40 protein-coding genes and 1 pseudogene are annotated in these 26,516 nt (G+C 66.0%); 36 read left to right on the top strand and 5 right to left on the bottom strand.

The window, feature by feature from the left end:
* Positions 1-5: 5 nt before the first annotated feature.
* Positions 6-632, bottom strand: coding sequence for an ATP-dependent Clp protease proteolytic subunit (locus TVH25_RS03280; protein ID WP_169620475.1), 627 nt, complete (start codon positions 630-632; stop codon positions 6-8).
* Between the two features lie 114 nt (positions 633-746).
* Positions 747-1,712, bottom strand: a pseudogene (locus tag TVH25_RS03275) (ATP-binding cassette domain-containing protein); the annotation flags it as partial.
* A gap of 265 nt (positions 1,713-1,977) precedes the next feature.
* Here TVH25_RS03275 and TVH25_RS03270 point away from each other — a divergent pair.
* The 25 genes from TVH25_RS03270 (at position 1,978) to map (ending at position 16,827) form a co-directional block, all read left to right on the top strand.
* Entirely contained in the window at positions 1,978-3,633 is a 1,656-nt protein-coding gene (locus tag TVH25_RS03270) for an amidase (protein ID WP_422423344.1), read from the top strand.
* A 464-nt stretch (positions 3,634-4,097) separates the two neighbouring features.
* Complete coding sequence (gene rpsJ, locus TVH25_RS03265) at positions 4,098-4,403, top strand: 30S ribosomal protein S10 (RefSeq protein WP_003938093.1); 306 nt, start codon at positions 4,098-4,100, stop codon at positions 4,401-4,403.
* Positions 4,404-4,431: 28 nt separating this feature from the next.
* Positions 4,432-5,085, top strand: a complete 654-nt coding sequence (rplC, locus tag TVH25_RS03260) for a 50S ribosomal protein L3 (protein WP_169619973.1) — start codon at positions 4,432-4,434, stop codon at positions 5,083-5,085.
* Positions 5,082-5,762, top strand: coding sequence for a 50S ribosomal protein L4 (rplD, locus tag TVH25_RS03255; protein ID WP_169619972.1), 681 nt, complete (start codon positions 5,082-5,084; stop codon positions 5,760-5,762). Before rplC ends, rplD begins: the two co-directional genes overlap by 4 nt.
* Positions 5,759-6,064, top strand: a complete 306-nt coding sequence (gene rplW / locus TVH25_RS03250; protein ID WP_072813738.1) for a 50S ribosomal protein L23 — start codon at positions 5,759-5,761, stop codon at positions 6,062-6,064. Before rplD ends, rplW begins: the two co-directional genes overlap by 4 nt.
* 38 nt (positions 6,065-6,102) lie before the next feature.
* Entirely contained in the window at positions 6,103-6,936 is an 834-nt protein-coding gene (gene rplB, locus TVH25_RS03245) for a 50S ribosomal protein L2 (RefSeq protein WP_169619971.1), read from the top strand.
* Positions 6,937-6,955: 19 nt separating this feature from the next.
* Positions 6,956-7,237, top strand: coding sequence for a 30S ribosomal protein S19 (rpsS, locus tag TVH25_RS03240; RefSeq protein ID WP_072699610.1), 282 nt, complete (start codon positions 6,956-6,958; stop codon positions 7,235-7,237).
* Positions 7,234-7,632, top strand: coding sequence for a 50S ribosomal protein L22 (gene rplV / locus TVH25_RS03235; protein ID WP_169619970.1), 399 nt, complete (start codon positions 7,234-7,236; stop codon positions 7,630-7,632). The genes rpsS and rplV overlap by 4 nt, the downstream gene beginning before the upstream one ends.
* Complete coding sequence (rpsC, locus tag TVH25_RS03230) at positions 7,632-8,429, top strand: 30S ribosomal protein S3 (RefSeq protein ID WP_072699608.1); 798 nt, start codon at positions 7,632-7,634, stop codon at positions 8,427-8,429. The genes rplV and rpsC overlap by 1 nt, the downstream gene beginning before the upstream one ends.
* Positions 8,430-8,432: 3 nt before the next feature.
* Positions 8,433-8,849, top strand: coding sequence for a 50S ribosomal protein L16 (rplP, locus tag TVH25_RS03225; RefSeq protein ID WP_072699607.1), 417 nt, complete (start codon positions 8,433-8,435; stop codon positions 8,847-8,849).
* A complete protein-coding gene (gene rpmC / locus TVH25_RS03220) occupies positions 8,849-9,085 on the top strand; it encodes a 50S ribosomal protein L29 (RefSeq protein ID WP_072699606.1) in 237 nt (78 codons plus the stop codon). Before rplP ends, rpmC begins: the two co-directional genes overlap by 1 nt.
* Positions 9,082-9,366, top strand: a complete 285-nt coding sequence (rpsQ, locus tag TVH25_RS03215) for a 30S ribosomal protein S17 (RefSeq protein WP_378606331.1) — start codon at positions 9,082-9,084, stop codon at positions 9,364-9,366. Before rpmC ends, rpsQ begins: the two co-directional genes overlap by 4 nt.
* Positions 9,367-9,664: 298 nt before the next feature.
* The gene (rplN, locus tag TVH25_RS03210) at positions 9,665-10,033 is read left to right on the top strand and encodes a 50S ribosomal protein L14 (RefSeq protein WP_072699604.1); all 369 of its coding nucleotides are present in this window, start codon (positions 9,665-9,667) and stop codon (positions 10,031-10,033) included.
* Positions 10,033-10,350, top strand: a complete 318-nt coding sequence (gene rplX / locus TVH25_RS03205) for a 50S ribosomal protein L24 (RefSeq protein ID WP_072699603.1) — start codon at positions 10,033-10,035, stop codon at positions 10,348-10,350. Before rplN ends, rplX begins: the two co-directional genes overlap by 1 nt.
* Position 10,351: 1 nt before the next feature.
* Positions 10,352-10,918, top strand: coding sequence for a 50S ribosomal protein L5 (rplE, locus tag TVH25_RS03200; RefSeq protein ID WP_169619968.1), 567 nt, complete (start codon positions 10,352-10,354; stop codon positions 10,916-10,918).
* Between the two features lie 4 nt (positions 10,919-10,922).
* Complete coding sequence (locus TVH25_RS03195; protein WP_006554598.1) at positions 10,923-11,108, top strand: type Z 30S ribosomal protein S14; 186 nt, start codon at positions 10,923-10,925, stop codon at positions 11,106-11,108.
* A gap of 168 nt (positions 11,109-11,276) precedes the next feature.
* Positions 11,277-11,675 carry a 30S ribosomal protein S8 gene (gene rpsH / locus TVH25_RS03190; protein ID WP_169619967.1) on the top strand — a complete coding sequence of 133 codons (399 nt, stop codon included), beginning with the start codon at positions 11,277-11,279 and terminating at the stop codon, positions 11,673-11,675.
* A 14-nt stretch (positions 11,676-11,689) separates the two neighbouring features.
* Complete coding sequence (gene rplF / locus TVH25_RS03185) at positions 11,690-12,229, top strand: 50S ribosomal protein L6 (protein WP_169619966.1); 540 nt, start codon at positions 11,690-11,692, stop codon at positions 12,227-12,229.
* 2 nt (positions 12,230-12,231) lie between these two features.
* A complete protein-coding gene (gene rplR, locus TVH25_RS03180) occupies positions 12,232-12,639 on the top strand; it encodes a 50S ribosomal protein L18 (RefSeq protein ID WP_169619965.1) in 408 nt (135 codons plus the stop codon).
* Positions 12,640-12,670: 31 nt separating this feature from the next.
* Entirely contained in the window at positions 12,671-13,327 is a 657-nt protein-coding gene (gene rpsE / locus TVH25_RS03175) for a 30S ribosomal protein S5 (RefSeq protein WP_169619964.1), read from the top strand.
* The gene (rpmD, locus tag TVH25_RS03170) at positions 13,327-13,506 is read left to right on the top strand and encodes a 50S ribosomal protein L30 (RefSeq protein ID WP_006554593.1); all 180 of its coding nucleotides are present in this window, start codon (positions 13,327-13,329) and stop codon (positions 13,504-13,506) included. Before rpsE ends, rpmD begins: the two co-directional genes overlap by 1 nt.
* Positions 13,507-13,508: 2 nt before the next feature.
* Positions 13,509-13,952 carry a 50S ribosomal protein L15 gene (rplO, locus tag TVH25_RS03165; protein WP_169619963.1) on the top strand — a complete coding sequence of 148 codons (444 nt, stop codon included), beginning with the start codon at positions 13,509-13,511 and terminating at the stop codon, positions 13,950-13,952.
* A gap of 203 nt (positions 13,953-14,155) precedes the next feature.
* Positions 14,156-15,469, top strand: coding sequence for a preprotein translocase subunit SecY (secY, locus tag TVH25_RS03160; protein ID WP_169619962.1), 1,314 nt, complete (start codon positions 14,156-14,158; stop codon positions 15,467-15,469).
* A complete protein-coding gene (locus TVH25_RS03155) occupies positions 15,466-16,011 on the top strand; it encodes an adenylate kinase (RefSeq protein WP_422423343.1) in 546 nt (181 codons plus the stop codon). Before secY ends, TVH25_RS03155 begins: the two co-directional genes overlap by 4 nt.
* An 18-nt stretch (positions 16,012-16,029) precedes the next feature.
* Positions 16,030-16,827, top strand: a complete 798-nt coding sequence (gene map / locus TVH25_RS03150; protein WP_169619960.1) for a type I methionyl aminopeptidase — start codon at positions 16,030-16,032, stop codon at positions 16,825-16,827.
* A 9-nt stretch (positions 16,828-16,836) separates the two neighbouring features.
* Here the strand turns inward: map and dtd are convergent, their stop codons facing one another.
* Entirely contained in the window at positions 16,837-17,274 is a 438-nt protein-coding gene (gene dtd, locus TVH25_RS03145) for a D-aminoacyl-tRNA deacylase (RefSeq protein ID WP_169651617.1), read from the bottom strand.
* Between the two features lie 184 nt (positions 17,275-17,458).
* Here dtd and infA point away from each other — a divergent pair, with 184 nt between their 5' ends.
* The 9 genes from infA (at position 17,459) to TVH25_RS03100 (ending at position 22,525) form a co-directional block, all read left to right on the top strand.
* Positions 17,459-17,680 carry a translation initiation factor IF-1 gene (gene infA, locus TVH25_RS03140; protein WP_005140011.1) on the top strand — a complete coding sequence of 74 codons (222 nt, stop codon included), beginning with the start codon at positions 17,459-17,461 and terminating at the stop codon, positions 17,678-17,680.
* Between the two features lie 90 nt (positions 17,681-17,770).
* The gene (rpmJ, locus tag TVH25_RS03135; protein WP_003938068.1) at positions 17,771-17,884 is read left to right on the top strand and encodes a 50S ribosomal protein L36; all 114 of its coding nucleotides are present in this window, start codon (positions 17,771-17,773) and stop codon (positions 17,882-17,884) included.
* A gap of 212 nt (positions 17,885-18,096) precedes the next feature.
* Positions 18,097-18,465, top strand: coding sequence for a 30S ribosomal protein S13 (gene rpsM / locus TVH25_RS03130; protein WP_072699592.1), 369 nt, complete (start codon positions 18,097-18,099; stop codon positions 18,463-18,465).
* On the top strand, positions 18,465-18,878 hold the full coding sequence (gene rpsK, locus TVH25_RS03125; RefSeq protein WP_072699591.1) for a 30S ribosomal protein S11: 414 nt from the start codon (positions 18,465-18,467) through the stop codon (positions 18,876-18,878). The genes rpsM and rpsK overlap by 1 nt, the downstream gene beginning before the upstream one ends.
* A gap of 26 nt (positions 18,879-18,904) precedes the next feature.
* On the top strand, positions 18,905-19,510 hold the full coding sequence (rpsD, locus tag TVH25_RS03120; protein ID WP_169619958.1) for a 30S ribosomal protein S4: 606 nt from the start codon (positions 18,905-18,907) through the stop codon (positions 19,508-19,510).
* Positions 19,511-19,609: 99 nt separating this feature from the next.
* A complete protein-coding gene (locus TVH25_RS03115) occupies positions 19,610-20,671 on the top strand; it encodes a DNA-directed RNA polymerase subunit alpha (RefSeq protein ID WP_169619957.1) in 1,062 nt (353 codons plus the stop codon).
* Between the two features lie 30 nt (positions 20,672-20,701).
* Positions 20,702-21,253: a 50S ribosomal protein L17 gene (gene rplQ, locus TVH25_RS03110; protein ID WP_169619956.1), complete on the top strand. Its 552-nt coding sequence runs from the start codon at positions 20,702-20,704 to the stop codon at positions 21,251-21,253.
* Between the two features lie 5 nt (positions 21,254-21,258).
* Positions 21,259-22,176 (top strand): tRNA pseudouridine(38-40) synthase TruA, encoded by a 918-nt coding sequence (gene truA, locus TVH25_RS03105; protein WP_169619955.1) that lies wholly within the window; start codon positions 21,259-21,261, stop codon positions 22,174-22,176.
* Between the two features lie 22 nt (positions 22,177-22,198).
* Positions 22,199-22,525, top strand: a complete 327-nt coding sequence (locus tag TVH25_RS03100; protein WP_422423340.1) for a transcriptional regulator — start codon at positions 22,199-22,201, stop codon at positions 22,523-22,525.
* On the opposite strand, the gene TVH25_RS03095 is transcribed toward TVH25_RS03100, so the two are convergent.
* Positions 22,489-23,631 (bottom strand): acyl-CoA dehydrogenase family protein, encoded by a 1,143-nt coding sequence (locus TVH25_RS03095; RefSeq protein ID WP_378528785.1) that lies wholly within the window; start codon positions 23,629-23,631, stop codon positions 22,489-22,491. The genes TVH25_RS03100 and TVH25_RS03095 overlap by 37 nt on opposite strands.
* Before the next feature lie 56 nt (positions 23,632-23,687).
* On the opposite strand from TVH25_RS03095, the gene TVH25_RS03090 reads away from it, so the two are divergent.
* Both TVH25_RS03090 and TVH25_RS03085 read left to right on the top strand, forming a co-directional pair.
* Complete coding sequence (locus TVH25_RS03090; protein WP_296551755.1) at positions 23,688-24,269, top strand: TetR/AcrR family transcriptional regulator; 582 nt, start codon at positions 23,688-23,690, stop codon at positions 24,267-24,269.
* Between the two features lie 20 nt (positions 24,270-24,289).
* Positions 24,290-24,865, top strand: coding sequence for an NADPH-dependent FMN reductase (locus TVH25_RS03085; protein ID WP_169619950.1), 576 nt, complete (start codon positions 24,290-24,292; stop codon positions 24,863-24,865).
* Positions 24,866-24,874: 9 nt separating this feature from the next.
* Here the strand turns inward: TVH25_RS03085 and eccE are convergent.
* Positions 24,875-26,516: type VII secretion protein EccE (gene eccE, locus TVH25_RS03080; protein ID WP_422423339.1), on the bottom strand; the 1,642-nt coding region annotated here is incomplete at its 5' end.

The following is a 26,516-nucleotide window of genomic DNA, read 5'->3' as shown; positions in this document are numbered from 1 at the left end:
GGGGATCAGTTGCCGGTGCCGCCGGCCTGCTGGGCCCGTGCGACGACATGGTCGACGAAGCCGTACTCGAGTGCTTCCTTGGCCGTGAACCACCGGTCGCGGTCGGAGTCCGCGGTGATCTGCTCGACGCTCTGCCCGGTGTGCTCGGCGATCAGCTCTGCCATCTCCCGCTTGGTGTGCGCGAACTGCTCCGCCATGATCGCGATGTCGCTCGCGGTGCCACCGATCCCTGCGGACGGCTGGTGCATCATGATCCGCGCGTGCGGAAGCGCGTAACGCTTGCCCTTGGTACCGGCAGCCAACAGGAACTGGCCCATCGACGCAGCCAGACCCATCGCGAACGTCGCGACGTCGCACTCGACGAACTTCATCGTGTCGTAGATCGCCATACCCGCGGTGACCGAACCACCCGGGGAGTTGATGTACAGCGAGATGTCGCGGTTGGGGTCCTCCGCGGACAGCAGGAGGATCTGCGCGCAGAGCTTGTTGGCGATGTCGTCGTCGACCTGGGTGCCGAGGAAGATGATCCGCTCGCGGAGCAGGCGTTCGTACACCGAGTCGCTGAGATTGAGCCCAGCGGTGGCCGAGGTCATCGTCGGACCGATGGATGTCGCCGGATTCTGATGAGTCACGGGTACCTGCCTTCTCGTCAATCGTGGATTGCTGACACTGACACTAACCAAGAGGGGCGGGGGGGGGGGGGGGGGGGGGGCGGGGCCCCCCCGCGACTCACCCGGTACGGGCGTCGCGGTGTGTCCGGTGAGACGCAGGAACACGTCGTCGAGCGACGGCCTCCGAAGCCCGATATCTGCGAGGTCCACGTCGAGCGGTTCGAGGCGCCGAAGAGCCTCGGTGAGGGTCGCGGCGCCGTCGGGTGCCGGGATCGAGATCCTGTCCTCGTCTCCTTCGGTCCCGAGGGGGAACGCCGCGCGAGCGTCCGGCGGCACCATGTCACCGAGCGCCTGCGCGATGGCCGGGAGGGCGCGGGGCTCGACCGGCACGATCTCGCAGAAGCTGCCTCCTGCCGATGCCTTGAGCTGGTTGGCTGTGCCCTCGGCGATGACGGTGCCCTTGTCGATCACGATGATGTTGTCGCTCAGTACATCCGCCTCTTCGAGGTACTGGGTCGTCAGGAGCACCGTGATCCCCTGGTCCTTGAGCGCCGACACCAGCGCCCACACGCCCTGCCGGCTCCGCGGATCGAGTCCCGTGGTCGGCTCGTCGAGAAAGACCACCTCCGGGCGGACCACCAGTCCGCAGGCGATGTCGACGCGGCGTCGCATGCCGCCGGAATAGCCTTTCACCGGGCGGCGAGCGGCTTCGACCAGATCGAACTGGCGGAGGAGGTCGTCGGCGCGCCGCTTCGCCGATGCGTTGTCGAGACCCATCAGCCGGCCGAAGAGCACGAGGTTCTCCCGGCCCGTGAGCGTGTCGTCGAGCGCTGCGAACTGGCCGGTCATCATGATGGATCGGCGCACCGCCGCAGCGTCGGTGACGACGTCGTGTCCCGCAACGACCGCTCGCCCGGAAGTGGGGCGCAACAACGTCGACAGGACCTTGACCATCGTGGTCTTTCCGGCTCCGTTGGGTCCCAGAATGGCGAGGACACGCCCCGCAGCGGCAGTGAAACCGATCCCGTCGAGGGCCTCGACATCGCCGAAAGACTTGTGCACGTCCTCCACGAGGACTGCCTGATCATGACTGTTCAGCATCACACTCCACCGTCGAACTCGGTCCCGCCCTGCATCGGGACTTCGTCTTCCCGCCGGCGGCGGTGCCGCCGACCATGACGGATGCGCTGCCGTCGAGAGGCGATGTTACCGGCGTCACTGCAACGAGGCGGGTCCAATGGTGTATCGGCGGGCCTCTGGCAACGGATGGTGGGAGGAATCGAGCCGCCGCGCCGTTTTCGAGACAAGATCACAACGGGACACCCCCCGACCGGCGAATCCGGCCGATCCGTGGTCTTCTGGGGGCGTGGCAGTCCCAGTAACGCGTCGGCAGTTGATCGGGGGAGCGGCGGGCGGACTGGTCGCCTGGGGTTCGGTCTCGGCCGCTACCTCTCGGGCAGCTCGGCACAGACTGCCGGAGCCGGAGACGGTCACCGCCGGCGATCCCGCGCTGATGAGCGCCGTGGACGCCGCTGCACTTCTGCGCGCCGGCCTGTTGCATCCCCGCGAATTGCTCGAGTCGTGCCTCAGCCGCACCCGCGCCTTCGACGGTGACGTCGGTGCCTGGGTGCGGCTCTATCCCGAACTCGCCTACGAGGCGGCCGATGCGGCGGGGGAGCGTCTCGCCCGCGCGCGACGCGAGCAGACGCACATCTCCCCGTTGTGCGGGCTGCCGATCGCGCTCAAGGACATCTTCGCGGTATCCGGTCTGCCGTTGACCGCGTCGAGCCGGGTGCTCGAGGGCAACATCGCAGCCGGTCACTCGGGGGTGTGGCGGAGGCTCGACGAGGCCGGCGCGGTACTCATGGGTCACACGCACACCGACGAGTTCGCGATCGGGGTCACGACCCCACAGGTCGGCAACCCCTGGAACACGAGATTCTCGCCCGGGGGCTCTTCGGGAGGCAGTGCAGCCGCTCTCGCGGCCCGCTTCGTGCCCCTCGCTCTGGGCAGTGACACCGGAGGCTCGGCACGCCTGCCCGCCAGCGCGTGCGGAGTCTCGTCGATCAAACCCACCTACGGGGCGATCACCTCGTACGGCATGATCCCGCTCACCTGGACCCGAGACCATGTCGGGCCGATGGCGCGCAGTCTCGGAGACGCGGCCCTGCTCATGTCCGTGCTCGCGGGACCGGACGCCGACGATCCGATCACGTCCCTCGGGCGCCCGGTTCCGGAGGGCGGATACCCGCTCGCCGCTCGCGGCGGGGCGGCGCCTCTCTCCGGAATCAGGATCGGGGTACCGGTCGATTCCCGTCCCGCACCCGTGGCCGCGGTGCAGCGGGTCGTCGACGGATTCCTCGACGTCGTACGTTCGCTCGGCGCCGTGACCGTGCCGGTGACCATGCCGCCTCTGCCGTCGTCGCTCGCGACGGGCGATCAGGTGGAGATGGGCTCCTACCATCAGCAGTTCGCAGATCGGCTCGGGCTGTACCGGCCGGACAAGGCGGTGCTGGTGTCCGCGGCCGTCGCGTCGCTGGGGGTGCCTGTCGGTGACTACTTCCAGTTCGAACGCGACCGGCTTCGCTACCAATCGGAGTACAACCGGATGTTCGCCGATCAGGATCTCGATGCCATTGCGGTGGCGGGGTCGGCGGTCGACGGTGCGCGTCGCGACGAGTTCCTCGGTGTCAGCGTGACTTCGGGCGTGGTGGGCGACGTGCGGTGGGCGAACTACGCGGGGGCACCCGTCGTGACAATTCCGGCGGGGCGATCGAGGTCCACCGGGATGCCGGTGGGGGTTCAGCTCGGCGCACGCCCCTGGCAGGACGCCGAGCTGATTGCGATCGGCCTCGAAGTGCAAGCGGCACTGCCGATCTGGCGAGAGCAGCCGGTGCTCCCGCCGGCGACCGGCCGGGCTCCGGAGGTGCTGCGGGGACCTCCGGGCGCCGGACCGGACCCCACCAACACCCACGGTGCCGCCGCCCCCGTGCGCACACCTCCGATGAATCCGGCGGAATAATGCTCCTCGGGTAGCGCGGTGAGCAGGACCACGCACGGGGCCGAGTTGAACTCTCGCGTGGACTCCTGCATACTGGTCGGGTTGCCTTGACCGGGCCATGGGTTGTTTCGCGGCTCGGATCGGGAAATCGTGACAGTCGCTGATCGGCCCGAGGGTTGGTTGCGGCCACAAAGCAAGACGGAAGCAGTACCAGCGTGCGCTCGTATGAGTGCATTCGGTCCCGTTCTTTGCGGTGTCGAAGCCCTGAGCTTCGTCACCGGGGAATGAGCGACTGGGCGACACGCCCGACCGCGTGGACCGGAGAACAATGACAGATGAACAGCGGCAGCGGATCGGGTGACCCCGGCTCGCAATGTGTATTCCAGTGCTGTTCTCTGTCGCCGTTCCCCTGGGGAACTGTGCAGACGAGGTGGTTCCCGGCTTGATCGGGTGCTACGAAACGCGGCAAGAAAAGGACACTAAGCGTGGCGGGACAGAAGATCCGCATCAGGCTCAAGGCCTATGACCACGAGGCGATCGACGCATCTGCGCGCAAGATCGTCGAAACGGTCACCCGTACGGGTGCCCGCGTGGTCGGCCCGGTGCCGTTGCCTACAGAAAAGAACGTGTACTGCGTCATTCGTTCGCCGCACAAGTACAAGGACTCGCGCGAGCACTTCGAGATGCGTACCCACAAGCGGCTGATCGACATCCTCGACCCGACGCCGAAGACTGTCGACGCGCTCATGCGCATCGACCTTCCGGCGAGCGTCGATGTCAACATTCAGTGAGCTTCGGAAGACGCAGCGGAGATAACACATGACTAACCAGATCAAGGGAATCCTGGGCACCAAGCTCGGCATGACCCAGGTCTTCGACGAGAACAACCGGGTCGTTCCGGTGACCGTCGTCAAGGCCGGACCGAACGTGGTCACGCAGGTTCGCACCGAGGAGCGCGACGGCTACAACGCCGTGCAGCTCGCGTTCGGTGCCATCGCGCCTCGCAAGGTCAACAAGCCCGTCCGCGGCCAGTTCGACAAGGCCGGCGTGACCCCGCGTCGCCACCTCGTCGAGCTTCGCGTCGAGGACACCTCGGACTACGAGGTCGGCCAGGAGCTCACCGCAGAGGTTTTCGAGGACGGCGCATTCGTCGACGTCACCGGCACCTCCAAGGGCAAGGGCTTCGCCGGCACCATGAAGCGTCACGGCTTCGCGGGCCAGGGTGCCTCGCACGGTGCGCAGGCTGTGCACCGTCGTCCGGGTTCCATCGGTGGCTGCGCCACCCCGGGCCGCGTGTTCAAGGGCACGCGCATGTCCGGCCGGATGGGCTCCGACCGCATCACGACGCAGAACCTCTCGGTCCACAAGGTGGATGCCGAGAACGGTCTGCTCCTGATCAAGGGCGCGATCCCCGGCCGTAAGGGCGGCCTCGTGATCGTCAAGACTGCAGTGAAGGGTGGTGCACGGGCATGAGCACCGAGACCGCAACCAAGCTGACACTGGACGTCAAGGCGCCCGGTGGCCAGTCCAACGGCACCGTCGATCTCCCCTCGGAGATCTTCGACGCTCCCGCGAACATCGCGTTGCTGCACCAGGTCGTCGTCGCACAGCTTGCGGCGGCTCGCCAGGGCACGCACTCCACGAAGACTCGTGGCGAGGTCCGCGGCGGCGGCAAGAAGCCGTACCGCCAGAAGGGCACCGGCCGCGCCCGCCAGGGTTCGACCCGTGCACCGCAGTTCGTCGGTGGCGGCGTCGTCCACGGCCCGCAGCCGCGCGACTACTCGCAGCGCACCCCCAAGAAGATGAAGGCTGCCGCTCTCCGCGGTGCCCTCTCCGACCGGGCACGCAACGAGCGCATCCACGTGATCACCGAACTCGTCGCGGGTCAGACCCCGTCGACGAAGAGTGCTCGCACGTTCCTCGGCGAAATCAGCGACCGCAAGAAGGTCCTGCTCGTCGTCGGCCGTGAAGACGTGGCGGCGTGGAAGTCGGTGCAGAACCTTCCGAACGTCCACGCGCTCGCGCCGGATCAGCTGAACACCTACGACGTGCTCTACAGCGACGACGTCGTGTTCAGCGTCGAAGCGCTGAACGCGTTCATCCACGGCCCGGCAGAGTCCGGCCAGGAATTCAAGGAGGAGACCAAGTGAGCACGATCGCCGATCCGCGCGACATCCTGCTGGCTCCCGTCATCTCCGAGAAGTCCTATGGACTGATGGAAGACGGCACGTACACCTTCCTGGTTCACCCGGACTCGAACAAGACGCAGATCAAGATTGCCGTCGAGAAGGTCTTCGGCGTCAAGGTGACCAGCGTCAACACCGCGAACCGTCAGGGCAAGCGCAAGCGGACCCGCTCCGGTTACGGCAAGCGCAAGGACACCAAGCGCGCGCTCGTGACCCTGGCCGCCGACAGCAAGCCCATCGAGATCTTCGGAGGCCCGGTCGCGTAGCGATCGGAACTCTCGAGAGATAGAGGACGAGAAGACTCATGGCAATCCGTAAGTACAAGCCGACTACGCCGGGCCGTCGTGGCGCCAGCGTGTCGGACTTCGCCGAGATCACTCGGTCGACGCCCGAAAAGTCGCTGGTTCGCCCGCTTCACGGTCGTGGTGGACGTAATGCGCACGGTCGCATCACCACCCGGCACAAGGGTGGCGGCCACAAGCGCGCCTACCGCCTGATCGATTTCCGTCGCAACGACAAGGACGGAATCCCGGCGAAGGTCGCTCACATCGAGTACGACCCCAACCGCACCGCTCGCATCGCGCTGCTCCACTACGTGGACGGCGAGAAGCGCTACATCATCGCCCCCAAGGGCCTGATGCAGGGTGCTCCGGTCGAGTCCGGCCCCACGGCCGACATCAAGCCGGGTAACAACCTGCCGCTGCGCAACATCCCGACCGGTACCACCATCCACGCAGTCGAGCTGCGTCCGGGTGGCGGCGCCAAGATGGCACGTTCCGCCGGCGCGAGCATCCAGCTCCTCGGTAAGGAAGGCACCTACGCCACGCTGCGTATGCCGTCCGGTGAAATCCGTCGCGTCGACGTGCGCTGCCGCGCCACCGTCGGCGAGGTCGGCAACGCCGAGCAGTCGAACATCAACTGGGGCAAGGCCGGCCGTATGCGGTGGAAGGGCAAGCGCCCGACCGTCCGTGGTGTCGTGATGAACCCGGTCGACCACCCGCACGGTGGTGGCGAGGGCAAGACCTCGGGTGGTCGCCACCCGGTCAGCCCCTGGGGTAAGCCGGAAGGCCGTACCCGCAAGAACAAGGCGTCCGACAAGCTCATCGTCCGTCGCCGCCGTACCGGTAAAAAGCGCTAGTCAAGGAGGGAGTTAGAGAATGCCACGCAGCCTCAAGAAGGGCCCGTTCGTCGACGACCACCTCCTGGCGAAGGTCGACGTCCAGAACGAGAAGGGCACCAAGCAGGTCATCAAGACCTGGTCGCGCCGTTCCACGATTCTGCCGGACTTCATCGGTCACACGTTTGCCGTCCATGACGGACGCAAGCACGTGCCGGTGTTCATCTCGGATTCGATGGTCGGCCACAAGCTCGGTGAATTCGCACCGACCCGTACGTTCAAGGGCCACATCAAGGACGACCGGAAGAGCAAGCGTCGATGAGCACTGAAACCACAACCAACAGCGCTCGGGCTGTTGCGCGCCACGTGCGCGTAACCCCGATGAAGGCGCGCCGCGTCGTCGACATCGTTCGCGGTAAGTCCGTCGAGGAAGCCCTCGCAATCCTCAAGTTCGCGCCGCAGGCCGCGGCCGAGCCGGTCGCCAAGGTGATCGCCTCTGCCGCTGCGAACGCGCAGAACAATTACAACCTCGACCCCAGCACGCTCGTCGTCGCGACGGCGTATGTGGACGAGGGTGCGACCCTGAAGCGGTTCCAGCCGCGTGCCCAGGGCCGTGCGTTCCGAATCCGCAAGCGGTCGAGCCACATCACCGTGATCGTGGAAAGCGTCGCATCTCGGTCGGGTTCGACTCGCAACCGCCGGAAGGGAGCTCAGTAGTGGGCCAGAAGATCAACCCGCACGGCTTCCGTCTGGGCATCACCACCGACTGGAAGTCGCGTTGGTACGCAGACAAGCAGTACGCGGAATACGTCAAGGAAGACGTCGCGATCCGTAAGTTCCTGGCCTCCGGCCTCGAGCGTGCAGGCATCGCGAAGGTCGAAATCGAGCGCACCCGTGACCGTGTGCGTGTGGACATCCACACCGCACGCCCGGGCATCGTCATCGGTCGCCGCGGCGCCGAGGCCGATCGCATTCGCGCCGAGCTCGAGAAGCTGACCGGTAAGCAGGTCCAGCTGAACATCCTCGAGGTCAAGAACTCGGAGTCCGAGGCTCAGCTGGTGGCGCAGGGCGTCGCCGAGCAGCTCTCGAACCGTGTTGCCTTCCGTCGGGCGATGCGCAAGGCCATTCAGTCGGCCATGCGTCAGCCCAACGTCAAGGGCATCCGCGTGCAGTGCTCGGGCCGCCTCGGTGGCGCCGAGATGTCGCGCTCGGAGTTCTACCGTGAGGGTCGGGTTCCGCTGCACACGCTGCGTGCGGACATCGACTACGGCCTGTACGAGGCCAAGACCACCTTCGGTCGTATCGGCGTGAAGGTCTGGATCTACAAGGGCGACATCGTTGGTGGCCGTCGTGAGCTCGCTGCTGCTGCAGCTGCTCCCGCCGACCGTCCGCGTCGTGAGCGTCCCAGCCGCCCGCGTCGTTCCGGCGCGTCGGGCACCACGGCGACGAGCACCGACGCCGGCCGCGCAGCCTCGGCCGACGCCCCCGCTTCGACTGAGAACAAGGAGGGCTGACGCATGTTGATCCCACGGCGGGTCAAACACCGCAAGCAGCACCATCCGAGCCGTACGGGTGCCGCCAAGGGCGGAACCCAGGTGACCTTCGGTGAGTGGGGCATCCAGGCTCTCGAGCCGGCCTACATCACCAACCGGCAGATCGAGTCCGCTCGTATCGCCATGACCCGGCACATCAAGCGTGGCGGCAAGATCTGGATCAACATCTTCCCGGATCGCCCCCTCACGAAGAAGCCGGCCGAAACCCGCATGGGTTCCGGTAAGGGTTCCCCCGAGTGGTGGGTCGCGAACGTCAAGCCCGGTCGGGTGCTGTTCGAGATGAGCTACCCGAACGAGGAGATTGCTCGCGAGGCCCTGCGTCGCGCGATGCACAAGCTCCCCTGCAAGTGCCGCATCGTGACGAGGGAGGAGCAGTTCTGATGGCTACCGGTACCCCCGCCGCGGAACTCCGCGAGCTGAGCGACGCAGAGCTGGCCGACAAGGTCCGTGAGTTCAAGGAAGAGCTGTTCAACCTGCGCTTCCAGATGGCCACCGGACAGTTGGACAACAACCGTCGGCTGCGTGTCGTTCGCAACGAGATCGCACGTATCTACACGGTGCTGCGCGAGCGTGAGCTCGGACTGGCCACCGGCCCGAACACGGGTGATGTGGCATGAGTGAGGAAAAGACAGTGAGCACAAACGAAGAGCGCGCGAGCCGCAAGGTTCGCATCGGCTATGTCGTCTCGGACAAGATGGAAAAGACCATCGTTGTCGAGCTCGAGGATCGTGTGAAGCACCCGCTGTACGGCAAGATCATCCGCCGTACCACCCGGGTGAAGGCACACGACGAGAACAGCCTCGCCGGCGTCGGCGACCGCGTGCAGCTGATGGAGACCCGTCCGCTGTCCGCGTCGAAGCGGTGGCGTCTGGTCGAGGTGCTCGAGAAGGCCAAGTAGGCTTCCGGCATCGTCGGTGAAGTACCTCGACAGCACCCCCGGCACCCGATCACTCGGGTGGTGGGGGTGCTGTTCTTCGCCGTAGTGACGTACGGAACGGGCCGGCACAGCCGGACCCGGGGCATGGGACCGAGCACACGGTTCGCTAATTTGCCCTGGGTACGGTATATGGCCTACTCTGGACGGGTTGCTCACGGGACCCGTGCGCCCAGCGCATGTGCGCCGCGAGCAAACGACGACCGCGTACGTCCAGGTCGGAAATCTGACGTACATACCAATCCAGGTCAAGGAGAAGTAAGTGATCCAGCAGGAGTCGCGACTGCGCGTCGCCGACAACACGGGTGCCAAGGAGATTCTCTGCATCCGCGTTCTCGGTGGCTCGTCCCGTCGCTACGCCGGTATCGGTGACATCATCGTCGGCACCGTCAAGGAGGCGATCCCCGGCGGCAACGTCAAGCGTGGTGAGGTCGTCAAGGCCGTTATCGTGCGCACCACCAAGGAGCGCCGCCGGCCGGACGGCTCGTACATCAAGTTCGACGAGAACGCTGCCGTCCTCATCAAGGGCGACAACGATCCTCGCGGAACCCGCATCTTCGGACCCGTCGGTCGCGAGCTTCGCGACAAGCGCTTCATGAAGATCGTCTCGCTTGCTCCGGAGGTGCTGTGATGAAGGTGCACAAGGGCGACACCGTTCTCGTCATCTCGGGTAAGGACAAGGGCGCCAAGGGCAAGGTCATCGAGGCCTACCCGAAGCAGAACCGTGTCCTCGTCGAGGGCGTGAACCGCATCAAGAAGCACACCGCAGTCTCGGCCAACGAGCGTGGTGCCTCCACCGGCGGCATCGTCACGCAAGAGGCCCCGATCCACGTTTCCAACGTTGCGGTCATCGACTCGGACGGCAACGCCACGCGCGTGGGCTACCGCGTCGACGAGGAGACCGGCAAGCGCGTTCGGATTTCCCGGAAGAACGGGAAGGACATCTGACATGACCACCACTGAGACCAAGACCATGCCGCGCCTGAAGGTGCGGTACCGCGAGGAGATCCGCGACGCGCTGCAGTCGGAATACGGCTACGCGAACGTCATGCAGATCCCCGGCGTCGTGAAGGTCGTCGTCAACATGGGTGTCGGCGACGCCGCCCGCGACGCGAAGCTGATCAACGGCGCGGTCAACGACCTCGCCCTGATCACCGGCCAGAAGCCCGAGATCCGCAAGGCACGTAAGTCCATCGCACAGTTCAAGCTGCGCGAAGGCATGCCGATCGGTGCCCGCGTCACGCTTCGTGGCGACCGCATGTGGGAGTTCCTGGACCGTCTCGTGTCCATCGCGCTGCCCCGTATCCGGGACTTCCGCGGCCTCAACGGCAACCAGTTCGACGGAAACGGCAACTACACGTTCGGCCTGAACGAGCAGTCGATGTTCCACGAGATCGACGTGGACAAGATCGACCGCCCGCGCGGCATGGACATCACCGTCGTCACGACCGCCACCAACAACGAAGAAGGCCGTGCCCTGCTCAAGCACCTCGGCTTCCCGTTCAAGGAGAACTGAGCCCATGGCTAAGAAGGCACTGGTCAACAAGGCCAACAAGAAGCCGAAGTTCGCGGTGCGCGCCTACACCCGCTGCCAGCGCTGCGGACGCCCGCATTCGGTCTTCCGCAAGTTCGGACTCTGCCGCATCTGCCTTCGCGAGATGGCACACCGCGGTGAGCTTCCGGGAGTTCACAAGAGCTCCTGGTGACGTGAACGGTGGGCGGAGCGCCGACGGCCTCCGCCCACCGCCACGCTGTCATGGGTCTGCGGCATCTGCCGCGGACCCGCATCGAAACCGAGTTCGATGTAGGCCCACGGCCGGGATATATCCCGGTGTTGTATGGGAACCGCACCGAGAAAGGTGTACAGGTCAGCCATGACCATGACCGACCCCATCGCAGACTTCTTGACACGTCTGCGTAACGCCAATACGGCGTACCACGACGAGGTCAAGCTCCCGTCCTCGAAGATCAAGGTGAACATCGCCGAGATCCTCAAGCGCGAGGGCTACATCTCCGACTACCGCACCGAGGACGCCGAGGTGGGCACGACCCTCATCGTCGACCTCAAGTACGGCCCTTCCCGTGAGCGCAGCCTTGCAGGCGTGCGCCGCGTGTCGAAGCCCGGCCTGCGCGTGTACGCGAAATCCACCAACCTGCCCAAGGTCCTGGGCGGCCTCGGCGTGGCGATTATCTCCACGTCTTCCGGCCTGCTCACCGATCGCCAGGCGGCCAAGCAGAAGGTGGGCGGGGAAGTCCTCGCCTACGTCTGGTAAGGGAGGCCACCACAATGTCGCGAATCGGAAAACTCCCCGTAGTCGTCCCCTCGGGTGTCGAGGTGAACATCGATGGCCAGGCCGTCGCAGTGAAGGGCCCCAAGGGCAACCTCTCGCTGACGGTCGCCGAGCCCATCGTCGTCACCAAGGGTGATGACGGAGCAATCAACGTCACGCGTCCGAACGACGAGCGTCGCAGCCGTGCGCTGCACGGTCTGTCCCGGACCCTGGTGCAGAACCTCATCGTCGGCGTGACCGAGGGCTACACCACGAAGATGGAAATCTTCGGTGTCGGCTACCGCGTGGCCCTCAAGGGTAAGGACCTCGAGTTCTCCCTGGGCTACAGCCACCCGGTGCTGATCGAAGCGCCCGAGGGCATCACGTTTGCCGTCGAGACCCCGACGAAGTTCTCGATCACGGGGATCGACAAGCAGAAGGTCGGCCAGATCGCTGCCAACATCCGCCGGCTGCGCAAGTCCGACCCGTACAAGGGCAAGGGCATCCGCTACGAGGGTGAACAGGTCCGTCGCAAGGTCGGAAAGACGGGTAAGTGATCATGAGCCAGACCGAGAACCAGAAGGCAAAGCGCATTCCGCGCGGCAAGGACGTGTCCACCACGCGTCGCCTCTCGAAGACGCGTCGTCACTTCCGCCTCCGCAAGAAGATCTCCGGCACCACCGAGCGTCCGCGTCTCGTCGTGAACCGGTCGTCGCGTCACATGCATGTGCAGTTGATCGACGACCTGACGGGTACGACCCTCGCCGCAGCTTCGACCATCGAACCCGATGTGCGTGCTGTCGAGGGCGACAAGAAGGCTCGTGGCGCGAAGGTCGGTCAGCTGATCGCCGAGCGCGCCAAGGCTGCCGGCGTGGAGGCCGTGGTCTTCGACCGCGGTGGCCACACCTACAGCGGCCGCATCGCGGCCCTCGCGGACGCGGCTCGCGAAAGCGGGTTGAAGTTCTGATGATGACTTTTTCGAACGGAAGGAACGCCTGATGCCGGGACGTCAGCGGCGTGACGGCGGCAGCGGCCCTGCCGGCCAGAACCCCAACAGCAGCAGCAGCGGTGACAACCGCGGCGGTCGTGACCGCCGTGACCGCGACTCGCGTGGCGGCAACGCTGCCGAGAAGTCGAACTACATCGAGCGTGTCGTCTCGATCAACCGTGTGTCGAAGGTCGTCAAGGGCGGCCGTCGCTTCAGCTTCACCGCTCTGGTGATCGTGGGCGACGGTAACGGCTTGGTCGGCGTCGGCTACGGCAAGGCCAAGGAAGTTCCCGCGGCCATCCAGAAGGGCGTCGAAGAGGCTCGCAAGGGCTTCTTCCGCGTGCCGATGATCGCCACCACCATCACTCACCCGGTTCAGGGTGAGGCCGCAGCAGGCATCGTCATGCTGCGTCCGGCTTCGCCGGGTACCGGTGTTATCGCCGGTGGCGCGGTGCGTGCCGTGCTGGAGTGCGCGGGCATCTCCGACATCCTGTCGAAGTCCCTGGGCTCCGACAACGCCATCAATGTGGTGCACGCGACGGTTGCGGCTCTCAAGAGCCTGCAGCGTCCGGAAGAGGTTGCGGCTCGCCGTGGTCTCTCCCTCGAGGAAGTTGCCCCCGCCGGCATGCTTCGCGCCCGTGCACAGGCTGCTGGGAGCGTGAAGTAATGGCAGAGCTGAAGATCACCCAGATCAAGAGCACCATCGGCGCCAAGTCGAATCAGCGGGACAGCCTGCGCACCCTCGGTCTGCGGAAGATCCGTCAGTCCGTCGTCCGCGAGGACAATGCGCAGAACCGTGGCTTGATCAACGTGGTGCGTCACCTCGTGACCGTTGAGGAGGTCTGAAAATGACCATCAAGCTGCATCACCTGCGCCCGGCTCCGGGCGCGAAGACCGAAAAGACCCGCGTCGGACGTGGCGAGGGTTCCAAGGGCAAGACCGCTGGTCGCGGTACGAAGGGTACGAAGGCACGTAAGAACGTGTCGGCAGCCTTCGAAGGTGGCCAGATGCCGATTCACATGCGTCTCCCGAAGCTCAAGGGCTTCAAGAACGCATTCCGCACCGAGTACCAGATCGTCAATGTCGGCGACATCGCACGGGTGTTCCCCGAGGGTGGCCAGATCGGCATCGACGAGCTCGTCTCGAACGGACTGGTCCGCAAGAACCAGCTCGTGAAGGTGCTCGGCGAGGGCGAGCTGTCGGTGGCCGTGCAGGTCACCGCCAACAAGTTCTCGGGCTCCGCCAAGGAAAAGATCGCCGCTGCCGGCGGCACCACGACCGAACTGGTCTGACCTGTTCGATCATGTGAGCCAAGGCTCGCGAACGGCCGCGTTGCAGAACCCTGCATCGCGGCCGTTCGTGCTTTCACCGAGTTGAAGTACGCTACCGGCGTACTCGCCCGCTGAGGGCACACTGTTAGAGTTTTAGAGTTGTCTACTTTTCCGACGGGTCCGAAGTCGACCCGCCGTCCCCGATCGGCCTGCCAGGAGGATCTTTGCTTTCCGCCTTCGTTTCGGCCCTCAGGACACCGGACCTGAGGCGGAAGATTCTCATCGCCCTCGGTCTCGTGGCCCTGTATCGCCTCGGTGCGACCGTGCCGTCCCCGGGCGTCGACTACGGCAACGTCCAGGCCTGTGTCGATCAGCTTGCCGGTGGTGATCAAGCCGGCATCTACTCGTTGATCAATCTCTTCTCCGGTGGTGCGCTGCTGCAGCTGTCGGTGTTCGCGATCGGCATCATGCCGTTCATTACCGCGAGCATCATCGTCCAGTTGCTCACCGTCGTCATCCCTCGCTTCGAGGAGTTGCGCAAGGAAGGCCAGTCCGGCCAGGCCAAGATGACGCAGTACACGCGTTATCTGGCCGTCGCACTCGCTGTTCTCCAAGCCACCGGCATCGTGGCCCTCGCCGCCCGTGGGCAGCTGCTTCAGGGCTGTTCCGAGCCGATCCTCGCCGATGACAGCATCTTCGCGATGGTCATCATCGTCCTGGTCATGACCGCCGGTGCCGCCGTCGTCATGTGGTTCGGCGAACTCATCACCGAGCGCGGTGTCGGCAACGGTATGTCGCTGCTGATCTTCTCGGGTATCGCTGCGGCGCTCCCGACCGAGGGTCGCACCATCCTCGAGTCGCGCGGCGGCCTCGTCTTCGCGATCGTCTGCGTGGTGGCCCTGGTCATCATCACCGGCGTCGTGTTCGTCGAGCAGGGCCAGCGCCGTATCCCGGTCCAGTACGCCAAGCGCATGGTGGGCCGGCGCATGTACGGCGGTTCGTCGACGTACCTGCCGCTCAAGGTCAACCAGGCCGGCATCATCCCGGTCATCTTCGCGTCGTCGCTGCTGTACCTGCCGAACCTCATCGGGCAGCTCACCGGCGCGACATCGGCGGTCGAGCCGAACTGGTGGCAGCGCATCGTCAACACGTACCTGATCGATCCGAGCAACCCCGTCTACATCTCGATCTACTTCGCGTTGATCGTCTTCTTCGTGTTCTTCTACGTCGCGATCACCTTCAACCCGGAGGAACGCGCCGACGAGATGAAGAAGTACGGCGGCTTCATTCCGGGCATCCGTCCGGGCCGGCCCACCGCCGAGTACCTCAGCTTCGTGCTCAACCGCATCACGGTCCCGGGCTCGATCTACCTCGGTCTCATCGCAACCCTGCCGAACTTCTTCTTGTCCGGGGGCCAGACCGCCTCGAGCATTTTCGGTGGCGCCGCGGTGCTCATTCTTGTCAGTGTCGCGCTGGACACCGTCAAGCAGATCGAAAGTCAATTGATGCAGCGTAACTACGAAGGGTTCCTCAAGTGAGACTTGTACTCCTCGGTCCTCCCGGTGCCGGAAAGGGCACGCAGGCCGCGATCCTGTCCGACAAGCTCGGTGTCCCCGCGATCTCGACCGGCGATCTGTTCCGCGCCAACATCGGGCAGGGAACGCCGCTCGGCGTCGAGGCCAAGAAGTACATCGACGCGGGAGACCTCGTACCCGCGGAGATCACGAACAACATGGTGCGTGACCGTCTCGGCGAGCCCGACGCGGCACACGGTTTCCTTCTCGACGGGTTCCCGCGCAGCGTCGAGCAGGCCAAGGAACTCGAGAACATCCTGCAGGACCTCGGCGTGGCCCTCGACGGCGTGCTGTCCTTCGTCATCGACGAGGACGTCGTCGTCGGGCGCCAGCACGCGCGCGGCCCCGCCGACGACACCGAGGACGTCATCCGTAATCGCCTCCGGGTCTACCGCGAGGAGACAGCTCCGCTGCTCGACTACTACCGCGACGCGATCATCACGGTCGACGCCATCGGTGAGGTCGAGGAGATCAACGCCCGGGCGCTCGCAGCGCTCGGCAAGTAACACGTAGGAAGTTTCGACATGGGTTTCGGGCGCAAGCGCAAGGTGGTTCCGTTCCGTACGGCCGGTGAACTCGACGCGATGGCGGCCGCCGGCGCGATCGTCGGTGCCGCACTCGTTGCGGTGAGGGATGCGGCGAAGCCGGGCGTGAGCACCCTGGAACTCGACCGGGTGGCGGAAGCGGTGATCCGCGATGCGGGCGCCGTTCCGTCCTTCCTGGGATACCACGGTTTCACCGGTTCGATCTGCTCGTCGGTCAACGACCGCGTGGTCCACGGCATCCCGTCGGCGGACGACATCCTCGCCGAAGGCGATCTGGTCTCCATCGACTGCGGCGCGATCCTCGACGGCTGGCACGGCGACTCGGCATGGACATTCGGGGTCGGTGAACTCGCACAGGACGACGCCGATCTGAGCGAGGCGACGCGGCTGTCGATGGAGGCCGGCATTGCGGCGATGCTTCCGGGCAACCGTCTCACCGACGTCTCGCACGCGATCGAGAACGGCACGCACGCCGCCGAGAAGCTGTTCGGCCGTTCCTTCGGGATCGTGGACGGCTACGGCGGCCACGGCATCGGCCGCGAAATGCACATGGAGCCCTTCCTGGCGAACGAAGGTGCGCCCGGCAAGGGACCGCAGCTGGTGGTCGGATCGGTGCTCGCGATCGAGCCCATGCTCACTCTCGGCACGTACGAGACCGAGGTGCTCGAGGACGACTGGACCGTGGTCACGTCGGACGGCAGCCGCGCCGCGCATTGGGAGCACACCGTCGCGGTCACCGAGTCGGGCCCGCGCATCCTCACGCTGCGCCCCGAGTAGCGGCGTTCGTCACACCTCGACGATCAGGGTCACCGGCCCGTCGTTGACGAGGCTCACCTCCATGTGTGCGCCGAACACTCCCGTTTCGACGTGTGCGCCGAGCGCACGCAACGCGGACGTGAACTCCTCGACGAGAGGTTCCGCCACACTGCGCGGCGCCGCCGCCGACCAGGACGGCCGCCGGCTCTTCCGGGTGTCGGCCATCAGCGTGAACTGGCTGACGACCAGCACCGGAGCACCCACATCGGACGCAGATCTCTCGTCGTCGAGGATGCGCATCGTCCACACCTTGCGGGCGAGTGTCGCCGCTGTCGCCGCGTCGTCGTCGTGGGTCACCCCCACGAGCACGAGCAGACCGTGCCCGCCGGGTGGGGGAGTGATCCGGGCAACCTCGTCGCCCTCCACCGCAACCGACGCGGTCGTCACCCGCTGAATCAGCGCCCGCAACTCGTGTCCTCCTCGTCCGTCTCCATTTGGCCTGGTGGGAAAACTCCCGTAGCATTGACCGGTGGTGCGCGCTGCGCTCCGGGTCGGTACGTGTCGAATCTCGATTCGCGCGACTTCCGGAGGCCGAGCGTCACGGTATCGGATGCCGATGCAACCACACATCGAACGACGGATCGCGGAGGATATGGCTAAGAAAGACGGGGCAATCGAGGTCGAGGGCCGGGTTGTCGAACCACTGCCCAATGCGATGTTCCGCATCGAGCTGGAGAACGGTCATAAAGTTCTGGCCCATATCAGCGGCAAGATGCGCCAGCACTACATTCGTATCCTTCCCGAGGACCGCGTGGTCGTGGAGCTTTCGCCCTACGACTTGACGCGTGGACGCATCGTCTACCGGTACAAGTAGAAGCTTCCCCGGCTATACGGTCGGGGGGAACCCTGTCTTCGGTCGCGGTCAGCCGTGTCCGGGGGCGCACATACAGGAGATCGGACGCACGTGAAGGTTCAGCCTAGCGTCAAGAAGATCTGCGAGAAGTGCAAGGTGATCCGTCGTAACGGACGGGTCATGGTGATCTGCGAGAACCTGCGTCACAAGCAGCGTCAGGGCTAGATCGGACCTTCGTCTCGAAGATCTGCTTGGCAACAAGCAAAGAAGACCTTCCAGCACCAGTCGCACGGTTACGATCCTCGATCAGTCGAGGAGCTGTGCGATCAACCCCCGGTTCGGAGGCCGGGGCCCCACTGTGTTTATCGACTTACACAGTTTTTCGACGCAGGGGACGGGCTGGGAGCAGACCTCCGCACACCGAATAGGAATGCCACATGGCACGTCTCGCAGGTGTCGATCTACCCCGTGAAAAGCGGATGGAGATCGCACTCACATACATCTACGGCATCGGCCGTACGCGCTCCCAGGAAATCCTTGCGGCAACCGGCGTGAACCCGGATCTGCGCAGCAAGGATCTGTCCGACGAGGATCTCGCCAAGCTCCGCGAGCACATCGAGGAAAGCTACAAGGTCGAGGGTGACCTCCGCCGCGAGGTCCAGGCGGATATCCGCCGCAAGATCGAGATCGGCTGCTACCAGGGCCTGCGGCATCGTCGTGGTCTGCCCGTGCGTGGACAGCGCACCAAGACCAACGCCCGTACCCGCAAGGGTCCGAAGCGCACCGTCGCAGGAAAGAAGAAGTAATGCCTCCCAAGTCACGCACCGCCGGTCCGAAGAAGACCCAGAAGGCACGGCGCAGGGACAAGAAGAATGTTCCGCACGGCGCCGCTCACATCAAGAGCACCTTCAACAACACCATCGTGTCCATCACCGATCCCCAGGGCAACGTGATCTCCTGGGCGTCGTCGGGCCACGTCGGCTTCAAGGGTTCGCGCAAGTCGACCCCGTTCGCCGCCCAGCTCGCCGCCGAGAGCGCTGCCCGCAAGGCGCAGGAGCACGGTGTCAAGAAGGTCGACGTTTTCGTGAAGGGCCCCGGTTCGGGCCGCGAAACCGCGATCCGCTCCCTCCAGGCCGCAGGCCTCGAGGTCGGCACCATCTCCGACGTCACGCCCCAGCCGCACAATGGTTGCCGTCCGCCCAAGCGGCGTCGCGTCTAATACGGGAAAGGAAAAGGTTCTAAGTCATGGCACGTTATACCGGTCCCGTTACACGTAAGTCGCGTCGTCTCCGCGTCGACCTGGTCGGAGGCGATCAGGCCTTCGAGCGCCGCCCCTACCCGCCCGGCCAGCACGGCCGCGCGCGGATCAAGGAGAGCGAGTACCTGCTCCAGCTGCAGGAGAAGCAGAAGGCTCGCTTCTCCTACGGAATCATGGAGAAGCAGTTCCGTCGTTACTACGAGGAAGCCGCCAGCCGTCCCGGTAAGACCGGTGAGGTGCTGCTGACCATCCTCGAGTCGCGTCTGGACAATGTCGTCTACCGTGCCGGCCTCGCCCGCACGCGTCGTCAGGCTCGTCAGCTCGTCAGCCACGGCCACTTCCTGGTCAACGGCAAGAAGGTCGACGTTCCCAGCTACCGCGTCTCGCAGTACGACATCATCGATGTCCGCGAGAAGTCGCTGAGCACGCTGCCCTTCCAGGTGGCCCGTGAGACCCAGGGCGATCGCCCGATCCCGGGTTGGCTGCAGGTCGTCGGTTCGCGTCTGCGGGTGCTGGTTCACCAGCTGCCCGAGCGCGCACAGATCGACGTCCCGCTGCAGGAACAGCTCATCGTCGAGTACTACTCGAAGTAAGGCACTTCGTGCCGTGTGTTTCTCCGGTCCTTCGGGCCGGAGAAACACACACCCATCCACCAGGGCGTCAAATAGCGGACGCCCACAAGGAGGCAACAGATGCTCATTTCGCAGCGACCCACCCTGACCGAAGAGGTCATCGCTGACAACCGTTCGAAGTTCGTCATCGAACCCCTCGAGCCTGGCTTCGGGTACACACTCGGCAACTCGCTTCGTCGCACCCTGCTCTCCTCGATCCCGGGCGCAGCCGTCACCAGCATTCGCATCGACGGCGTGCTCCACGAGTTCACCACGGTTCCGGGAGTGAAGGAGGATGTCACCGACATCATCCTGAACCTCAAGGGCCTCGTGGTCGGCTCGGAAGAGGACGAGCCGGTCACCATGTACGTCCGCAAGCAGGGTCCCGGCACCGTTACGGCCGGCGACATCGTCCCCCCGGCCGGTGTCACCATCCATAACCCGGACCTGCACATCGCCACCCTGAACGACAAGGGAAAGCTGGAGATCGAGCTCGTCGTCGAGCGCGGTCGCGGCTACGTCCCCGCCGTCCAGAACAAGGCGTCCGGCGCCGAGATCGGCCGTATCCCGGTCGACTCGATCTACTCGCCGGTGCTCAAGGTGACGTACAAGGTGGAAGCGACCCGCGTCGAGCAGCGCACCGACTTCGATCGGCTGATTCTCGACGTGGAGACCAAGAACTCCATCACGGCGCGGGACGCGCTCGCTTCGGCGGGCAAGACCCTCGTGGAGCTCTTCGGTCTGGCTCGTGAGCTGAATGTCGAAGCAGAAGGTATCGAGATCGGTCCCTCGCCCGCCGAGGCCGACCACATCGCCTCCTTCGGACTTCCGATCGAGGACCTCGACCTCACGGTCCGGTCCTACAACTGCCTCAAGCGCGAAGGCGTTCACACCGTCGGTGAGCTCGTGGCACGCACGGAGTCCGATCTGCTCGACATCCGCAACTTCGGTCAGAAGTCCATCGATGAGGTCAAGGTCAAGCTGCACTCGCTCGGCCTGTCGCTCAAGGACAGCCCCGCTTCGTTCGACCCCAGCACCGTCGCCGGCTACGACGCCGCGACCGGTACCTGGAGCGACACCGAGCCCGGCTCCTTCAGTGAGCCCGACGGCAACGAGGACTACGCCGAGACCGAGCAGCTGTAGCAGCTCACGGTCCGTTACTAGGAGAAAATCATGCCCAAGCCCAAGAAGGGCGCCCGCTTCGGCGGGTCGGCCTCGCACCAGAAGGCGATCTTCGCCAACCTGGCCACCGCGCTCTTCGAGCACGGCCGCATCACCACCACCGAGTCCAAGGCCAAGGCCCTGCGCCCGTACGCCGAGAAGCTCGTCACGCACGCAAAGGCCAACACGTTGGCTTCGCGTCGTGAGGTGCTGAAGGTCCTCCGCAACAAGGACGTCGTCCACACGCTGTTCGCGGAGATCGGTCCTTCCTTCGAGGATCGCAACGGTGGCTACACCCGCATCATCAAGACGATGCCGCGCAAGGGCGACAACGCCCCCATGGCGGTCATCGAGCTCGTCCGTGAGAAGACGGTCAGCAACGAGGCGGATCGCGCTCGCCGCGTCGCCGCGTCGCAGTCTGCTCCGGCTGCCGAGGACAACGTGGTGGAGGCCGTCGAGGCCGACGCCACCGATGCCCAGGTCGAGAACGCGGATGCCGTCATCGAGTCGATCGAGGACGACACCGCTACGGCCGCCGATGCCGACGAGGCCAAGAAGGACTAGTTCCCTTGGTTTCGGCATCTGCTGAAGCACACGAGCCCGCCGACCCTTCCGAGGGCGGCGGGCTCGTCGCTTCCCACGACCCCGCTGTTGCGGACGGGCCCGAGCTCACCCGGCTCCGGCTCGACATCGCGTACGACGGCACCGACTTCTCCGGATGGGCACGACAGCCCGGCCGCCGCACCGTGTGCGGCGAGATCGAGGAGAAACTCGGCGCGATCGTGCGTACCCCTGTGCTGCTCACCGTCGCGGGCCGGACCGACGCCGGGGTGCACGCCTCCGGTCAGGTCGCGCACGTCGACGTGCCCACGGCGGCACTGCCCGATGACCCGTCGCGCTGGATCCGGCGACTGGCACGGTTCCTTCCGCGCGATATCCGGGTGACCGGAATCTCCGTGGCGCCGGAGCATTTCGATGCGCGGTTCTCCGCGATCCGCCGCCACTACGAATACCGATTGACGACGGCGCCGTACGGTGCGGAGCCGTTGCGTGCGCGCGACACCGTGGCGTGGCCGAAGACCGTCGACCTCGAGGCGATGCAGCGCGCATCCCGATCGCTTCTCGGATTGCACGATTTCGCCGCGTTCTGCAAACGCCGCGACGGTGCCACGACGGTCCGTGAACTCCAGCGCTACGACTGGTCGCGGGACGGTGACATTCTCACCGCCTATGTCAGCGCCGACGCGTTCTGCTGGTCGATGGTGCGAAGCCTCGTCGGTGCTGCCCTCGCCGTCGGTGAGGGCCGGCGCAGCGTCGAATGGATGACCGCGTTGCTGCAGGAGCGCGAGCGCGCCGCATCGGTGGCCGTCGCGCCCGCGCACGGACTCTCGCTCGTGCGCGTCGATTATCCGGCGGACGACGAACTCGCCGCACGCAACGTCGCGACCCGCGAAGTCCGCGGGCCCATCGTGCCGGGTTGCTGCTGACGGTCTCGTCCCGTCCCATGTCGTGGCGCGCCGGCCGGCGCAGCGGGAGTCCGGCTGTCTTCGTGCTGCAGTGCTCCGGGAAACGCTGCGGCTGACGGGCGGAAACCTGAACCGTCATCTCGAAGTGCTCGTCGACGCGGGACTGCTCGAGAGCGTCCGCGAAGAAGGCAGAGGACGCACACGTACCTGGGTCACGATCACCCCGGCCGGGCGAGCCGCACTCGACGCGGAGATCGCCGCGCTCCGTGCGCTGATCGGCGCACGACTAGGACTAGACGGAGACTCGCCCGGTGTCGGGGACTGCCGGTCGGCTCAGCCGGCGAGGGACCGTGCGATCACCAGACGCTGAATCTGATTGGTGCCCTCGAAGATCTGCGTGATCTTGGCGTCGCGCATGAACCGTTCGACGGGGAAATCGCGCGTGTAGCCGTAGCCGCCGAGTACCTGCACGGCATCGGTGGTGACCTTCATGGCGGCGTCCGTCGCGACGAGTTTCGCAACCGAGGCCTGGCGCGAGTAGGGGAGACCCGCGTCCTTGCGGCGCGCGGCGTCGAGGTAGGTGGCGCGGGCGGAGTCTACTGCCGCAGCCATGTCGGCGAGGACGAATCCGAGACCCTGGTGGTCGATGATGCGCTTGCCGAACGCCTTGCGTTCCTTGGCGTAGGCGGTGGCCTCGTCGAGCGCTGCCTGTGCGATACCGGTGGCCACGGCGGCGATGCCGAGGCGGCCCGAATCCAGCGCGCTGAACGCGATGGGCAACCCTTGGCCTTCGCCGCCGATGCGGCGGTCGGCCGGAACGAATGCGTCGTCGTAATGTGCTGCGGTGGTGGGAATCGCGTGCAGGCCCATCTTCTCCTCGGGTTTGCCGAAGCTCAGGCCCTCGGTTCCGTCGGGCACGAGGAAGCACGAGATGCCCTTCGAACCGGTGTCCGCGGTACGCGCGAACAGAGTGTAGAAATCGGCCTTGCCACCGTTGGTGATCCACGCCTTCGATCCGGTGATGCGGTATCCACCGTCGACCGCGGTCGCCCGGCACGCGAGGGCGGCGGCATCCGATCCGGCCTGCGGCTCGGACAGGCTGTACGCGCCGATGGTGTTGCCGCCGAGCATGTCCGGAAGCCACGCGTTCTTCTGTTCGTCGGTGCCGTGGGTGGCCAGGGCGAAACAGGAGAGGCCGTGCACACTCACCGCGACCGCGACCGCAGCCCACCGGGCTCCGAGTTCTTCGAGGACCTGGAGGTAGACCTCGTAGGGCTGGTCACCGCCGCCGAACTCCTCGGGGTACGGCAGGCTCAGCAGGCCGGCCGCACCGAGCGCCGGGAACACACCCTCCGGGAACGTCTCGGCGCGCTCGTGCTCGTCGACGCGCGGGGCCAGGACCTTGTCGGCGACATCGCGGGTCAGCTCGATCAGGTCGTAGGCCTCTTGGGTGGGCAGAAGACGCTCGACAGCCACAGGATTCCTCCCTCAGAAAACAGTACTGAGAACGATACTGCAGTACTGTCCTAAGTATGACAAGAGCGGAGACGCGCCGGACGACAGCGCGCCGGGCACAACTGTTCGACCAGCTCGTCGCGATGTTTCTGGCCGAGGGCTTCGCGCACCTCACCCTCGACGACATAGCCGCCCGCCTCCACTGCTCGAAGTCCACGCTCTACGCGCTCGCGGAGAACAAGGACCGGCTCGTCTACGCCGTCACGGTGCACTTCTTCCGGGGTGCCACCGAGCGCGTCGAAGCAGAACTCGCACGCAGTACAGGAGCGGAAGCGCGGATCCGCACCTACCTCGAGGCCGTCGGACGGCAACTCGAACCGGCATCCGCGCGCTTCATGGAGGACATCGCCCGAACTCCCGTCGCGCGCGAGGTGTACGAGCGCAACACCCGGATGGCGGCAGATCGGGTGCGCACGCTGATCTCCGAGGGTGTCGACGCGGGCGATCTCCGCGACGTGCACGCGGCTTTCGTCGCCGACGTCGTCGCGTCCGTGATGGTGCGAATCCAGCAACGGCAGGTCGCCGAGGCGACGGGACTGGCCGACGCCCAGGCCTACCGCGAACTGGCGGCGCTCCTGACGCACGGTCTCACAACCTGACCGCGCCTAGGATCGCAGGCATGGACCCACAGATCGGGACCGGGCCGGTCCGCCTCGAGATCGTCGTGGCCAGCGTGCGCGCCGGACGCGTCGCACCGGTGGTCGCCCACTGGTTCGCCGAGACCGCTCGGCGCCGAGCAGAATTCGATGTGGGAATCATCGACCTCGCGGACACTCCCTTACCGCAGGATCTCTCGGGAGGACCCGAAGCCGACGCGTTCACCCGCCGGGTGGGCGCGGCCGAGGCGTTCGTCGTGGTCACCTCGGAGTACAACCACGGATATCCCGCTGCCCTCAAGACCGCGATCGACACCGTGAAACACGAATGGCGCACCAAACCGATCGGATTCGTCTCCTACGGCGGGCTGTCCGGCGGTCTGCGCGCCGTCGAGCAACTCCGGCAGGTCGTCGTCGAGGTGCACATGGTGCCGGTTCGCGAATCGGTGAGCTTCCACCGCGTCAAGCACGCGTTCGCGCAGGACGGCACCACCACCGACGGGGCGGCGATCGACGCGGCGGAGCGCATGCTCGACCAGATCGATTGGTGGGCGCGGACTGTGCGGGCGGGGCAGGCTCGCACGGAATATCCCGGCTGAGCGGGGCAGTCAGGACACCGGAACAGGTTCGGGACTCCGCGGCCGTCCGATGTGGGTGGTCTCGGCGGCAATGGTCACGAGCGTGAGGCGCACGCGGGTGCCGGCTGTCGTGAGCAGGATCCGGTCTCCCGATGCGCCCGGTTGGTGAAGCAAGACCGTGGGGCGTTCTCCGGGCAGGCTGTCCGGGTGCATCTGCACGTGAATCGCGCTGACCTGGGGCGGAACCGTCGTGGGCCGCACGCCGTCGTAGACCACGGTGTCGAACTTCCGGTCGTCGGCGTACTCACCTGCCACGCGAAGCCGATCCGGTCCGGCAGCACCGTCGAGCAGCGGTCGCCACGCACCGACCCGGTCGGTGTACAGGAGAACCCGCGCTCCCACGGCCACCGCTCTGAACACGACCTGCTGTGCCAGGTACAACTCACCCGCGACATGCACAGAGCGGATCCCGGGGCCGAAGAGTCGCACGGTGACCGCACGCCCGGCATCGTCCGAACCGATGAGCTGACCGCAACCGCCCGGTGGCAGTGCGAGCCCATCCAGTTCGCCGGCACTCACATCACGCAACGGCGCCACGTGCTCGAGCCGCGGAGCGGCCACCGGCAAGGCGGCGGTCAACGACTCCCGGTCGAGCCCGTACGGGCAGCGGAGTCCGGGCAGCGCGGGAACGACAGGCGATCTCGTGGTGAATCGAGCCGATCCCGCGACCCGGACGGCGCCATGATCTCCCGGCCGCAGCCGGACCACGAGTGTCGAGGAGAGGGCGGGATAGGTCCACACGCTGGTCGCTGCTCGCCGACCGAATCGGCGGGGGTCGAAGTAGCCGCCGCTGTTGAAGCCCATCGGGAGGGGGACGTGATGCGGGTGCCGCGCGAATTCGGCCGGCGCGACACCGTGCGCGACGCGACGCGAGGCGTTCTCGATGTCGGAGGCGCTGAGAATGATTCCCGCACAACCACCTTCGTCGAGCACTCGCACGACGCGCCGCGCCGCCGCCGCGACGGCACGTGCCGCCCCTTCCGCTCCGCCGCCGCGCCGGGCGATCGCCTCACCACAGGTCGACACGTCGAGACGGAGAGCGAGCCAGACCGTTCGCTCGGCTGCAGCGGGCAGCGGACCCAGCAGGTGTGCGTAGACCTGCCCTGCCGGGCTCGAATCGCGTACCCGCCATCCGTGCGTCACCACATCGATCCCGTCGAGGGTGACGTCGTGCCGGCGCAGGCACGATGCGATCGCGTCGAGCGGCAGCGTGACCTCGGCCTCGACGCTGTCGCGCCCCAGTCGCATGACCTGCCCGGGCCGCGACACGACTTCGACGACCGCCGTCACGTATGGAGCGTCCCAGCTCAGACCGATCGGGCGCGCGGCCGGCTGCGGGAAGTCGCGCAGGACCGCTTCGTGTCCGCGTCGTCCGAACCGGTAGCGCACCAGTGTGGAGGCGAACGTGATCGCATCGACTCCGCGAACGGGGATGATCAGGGCCGCCGCGACGAGCGCGCCCGCCGCTACCGCCGGCCACATCCGCCCGGTGGCACCGTGCACTGCGGCCCACACCGCCACCGCAGAGATCTGTGCGATCACCAGACGAGTGACGGCAACGGATTTCGTCCGTCCCGCCGCCGCCGAAGCCCCAGCCATGTCTCCCCCCGAT

Source organism: Rhodococcus sp. 7Tela_A2, from assembly GCF_049311045.1.
Taxonomy (GTDB): domain Bacteria; phylum Actinomycetota; class Actinomycetes; order Mycobacteriales; family Mycobacteriaceae; genus Rhodococcus.
This window is presented reverse-complemented; position numbering and strand designations above follow the sequence as displayed.